This window comes from Komagataeibacter kakiaceti JCM 25156 (assembly GCF_000613305.1).
Window position 1 is genome coordinate 1 of record NZ_BAIO01000250.1, and the last position, 3367, is coordinate 3367.

Consider the following 3367-nt stretch of genomic DNA (forward strand, 5'->3'; position numbering starts at 1 on the left):
CGCCACCCCGGCCGGGGTCAACGGCATATGTGCTTTCCCCTCCGCAGGCGGAACGCCCGTGGTCCCGGCCAGCCGGGGCGTGGGAGAAGACGGATCGGAAGACATGAGAACCACGATGGCAGGCGGTATGCCGGAACTCAAGCCCTCTCCCTCAGGCGGCTATGGGGCACCTGCCCCTATTTAACCGCAAGATAGCGGATACCGCGTTTATCCGCTTCATCATACGCTTCCTCATATCCCGCATCGGCATAGCGCATGACACCCAGGCTGGTATCATTGGTCAGGGTTTGCCGCAGCCGTTCATCCGCCTGGGCCGATCCGTCCGCGATGACGGTTATGCCGGAACTGGTCATGTAACCGGCATATCCACCGCCGCCGGAATGGATCGCGACAAGATCGGCCTGCGATGAGCAGGCCAGCATGGCGTTAAGCAGGGGCCAGTCCGCAATGGCGTCGGAGCCATCCTTCATGTTCTCGGTCATGATATTGGGGTGCGCCATGGCGCCAGCGTCCAGATGGTCGCGCGTAAAGGCCACGGGACCGGACAGGATGCCGTCACGCACCATCCGGTTTACGGCAAGCCCGACCATGGTGCGGGATTCATGGCCAATCCACGCAATGCGGGCGGGCAGTCCCTCAAAGGGAATGTACTGGCGCGCCAGCGTGATCCAGTTGACGACGGAGGCGTCCCGCGCGAATGTTTCAAGCAGGTAATCGTCTATTTTATGGATGTCCCTGGGATCATTGGAAAGGGCGATCCAGCGGAACGGGCCAATGGCGCGGGCAAAAAGCGGGCGCAGATAGGCTTCCGTGAAGATGGGAATGTCAAACGCATCACTGACCCCGGCCTTGTGCGCCTGTGTGCGGATAAGGTTGCCATTGTCAAAAACGACCGATCCGTTCCTGCGGAAATCCAGCATGGCGCGCACATGGTGGACAATGGACCGTGATGACAGCGCCATAAGCCGCTGCGGATCGTCGCGACGAAGCGTCTCCACGTCCTCAAGGCTGATCCCGGCGGGAATATATCCATATACCAGATCATGTGCCGAAGTCTGGTCCGTCACGATGTCGGGCGTAATGCCGCGCGCCAGAATCCGGGGGAAGATTTCAGCGGCGTTCCCCACAAGCCCGATCGAGCAGGCTTCCCCCCGGGCCTGTGCGGCGCTGGCCATGGCCAGCGCCGCATCCAGCGTATCGGCCCGGTGCTGGAGGTAACCGGACTGGATGCGTTTTTCGATCCGTTCGGGGTTGATCTCGACACACAGGATCACGGCCCCCGCCAGCCTTCCGGCTAGCGGCTGCGCGCCCCCCATGCCCCCCAGCCCGGATGTCAGGATCAGGCGGCCGGCAAGGCTGCTGTCAAAATGCTGCTCGGCAATGCGGCGGAAGATTTCATAAGTGCCCTGAATGACCCCCTGGGAGCCGATATACTGCCAGTCCCCCGCCGTAAGGCCGCCCCAGCAGATCAGGCCCATCTTTTCCAGCCGGTAGAATTCCTCCGCCTTCGCCCACTGGCCGATCATGTTGCAGTTGGCCATGATGATGATGGGCGCGCCCGCATGTGTCCTGACCACCCCGATCGGCTTGCCTGACTGCACGATCAGCGTTTCATCATCCGCCATGGTCTTCAGTGTCGCAACAATGGCGTCATGCGCGGGCCAGTTGCGCGCGGCGCGCCCCAGTGCGGCATAGACGACCAGATTATCCGGATCCTCGCCCACGCTCAGCACGTTTTCCAGCAGGCGCAGCAGCCCTTCCTGCCGCCAGCCCCGGCAGCGCAGCGTATCGCCCGATGTGACTTCAAAACGTCGCGGCATCATGTGTCCTGTTTCCTTCCAGCCATGGCGTAGGATGCAAGTTCGATACCCAGCGCGCGCTCAACCGGTGGATAGACCGCCGGGTCAACGACACTGGAAGAAAGGGGAAATTTCGTTTTCTCGACATGGAGCACGAGAATATCCATGCCCTCCTCCACCTCGCCCACGCTCAGCGGGTAGCCGCTGGGGGCCAGGGTGGTGATGACATCGGGAAAGGAGGCAAGGCGCTGCCCGTCCGGTGTCTCCACGGCCATGTATTCGTTCATGACATGCAGCACCACGGCGGATGCGCCGGAGCCGACCGTTATGGTCCCGATATCAAAGGCTTCATCGGTGTAACGCACGTTCTTCGCGCTGACACGCCCCTGCGCCATGATACGGCCATCGAGTTCACGCACGATGGCGTCGATCACGGCGTGGCCGTTTTTCCTCTCCGCCTCCAGCACGGCTTCCCCCAGTTTCAGTGCCCGGGAAATGCCACCGGCGGCGGCGTGGGCGCGGACATAGGAAGCTGGCAGCGGGTTACGGCATGAGGCGATGAACCCGCCCGACATGTCCGACGCCGTGCGCAGGATGGGCGAGATGCGGGCCGTGGCCCCTTTCGCCACCATCTCGATATAGGCATGGTTCGCCCGGTTGCCGCCCACCACCGCCTGGATCATGGGCAGGGGGGAATTGGCCATGCCGATCGAACCCATGTCGCCCGTGGGGTGGGCGCGCATGTCGCCCACGGCGTCAACCACCTTGGTGCCCAGAATGGCGCCCGGCAGCCAGGCGTTGAGGGTACTGGATTTGCCATTCTGCCCGATCATGAGACCATAGATCGGCGCGCCCAGTTCCTTTTGCACCAGCCGCACGGCATTGACGTAATCGACGCCCAGCATTTCCCACTGCGTGGTGCTGGCGGGCGCGCCGATGGCGGCCGCCGTGGCGATAATGGCGTCATCCGCGATTTCATCCATGCCGACCAGTTCGGGCTGCCCGGCATTGACGGCGGCGGTTCCCAGCATACGGCCATGTTCGACCCATCCGCCGCCGCCACAGGCAAAAATTGAACCGCCGCGAATGGCGGCTTCGACATCTCTGGCTACAAGTATTCTACCCACGGGGGAACCTCATGAAAAAGGAACGGGCTGTTTTCGTGTGCATTCAGGTCGCAACGTCCGCCGCCATGATCGCATCGGCCAGCACGCGCGTGCCGTTGGCGGCGTCATGCGCCGTGATCCATTCATCCGGGTCGTGGCTGCGGCCATCGCGGCAGGGAATGAAAACCATGGCGCTGGGCGCTATACGCGCAAGGAACGCCGCATCATGCCCCGCACCCGAGACCATGCGGCGTGATGACAGGCCCAGCCCGCGCGCCGCCGTTTCCAGCCTGTCGGCAAGAAGCGGGCTGCATGCCACGGGGGGGGAGTCGGACTGGATTTCAAAGCGCGCCAGTGTCACGTCGCTCGCGGCGGCCTGCGCGGCGGCAACGGTGCGCAGCCGGGCCAGCAGGCGTTCACAGGCATCGCGTTCACTTACGCGGATGTCGATCACCAGCCGGG

The 3367-nt window shown here is 63.2% G+C and carries 3 protein-coding genes; all 3 read right to left on the minus strand.

What is annotated here, in order from left to right:
* Nucleotides 1–176 precede the first annotated feature (176 nt).
* Nucleotides 177–1823 (minus strand): urocanate hydratase, encoded by a 1647-nt coding sequence (locus JCM25156_RS11660; protein WP_199898858.1) that lies wholly within the window; start codon nt 1821–1823, stop codon nt 177–179.
* Nucleotides 1820–2926 (minus strand): DUF917 domain-containing protein, encoded by a 1107-nt coding sequence (locus JCM25156_RS11665; protein WP_025813218.1) that lies wholly within the window; start codon nt 2924–2926, stop codon nt 1820–1822. Before JCM25156_RS11665 ends, JCM25156_RS11660 begins: the two co-directional genes overlap by 4 nt.
* A 43-nt stretch (nt 2927–2969) precedes the next feature.
* Nucleotides 2970–3367, minus strand: a 398-nt coding sequence (locus JCM25156_RS23845; protein WP_148299381.1) for a M20/M25/M40 family metallo-hydrolase, incomplete at its 5' end; no start/stop codon positions are given.

Excerpts from the sequence above, each read along its gene's own strand:
- JCM25156_RS11660 (WP_199898858.1), bottom strand. The coding sequence starts at position 1,823 with ATGATGCCGCGACGTTTTGAAGTCACATCGGGCGATACGCTGCGCTGC.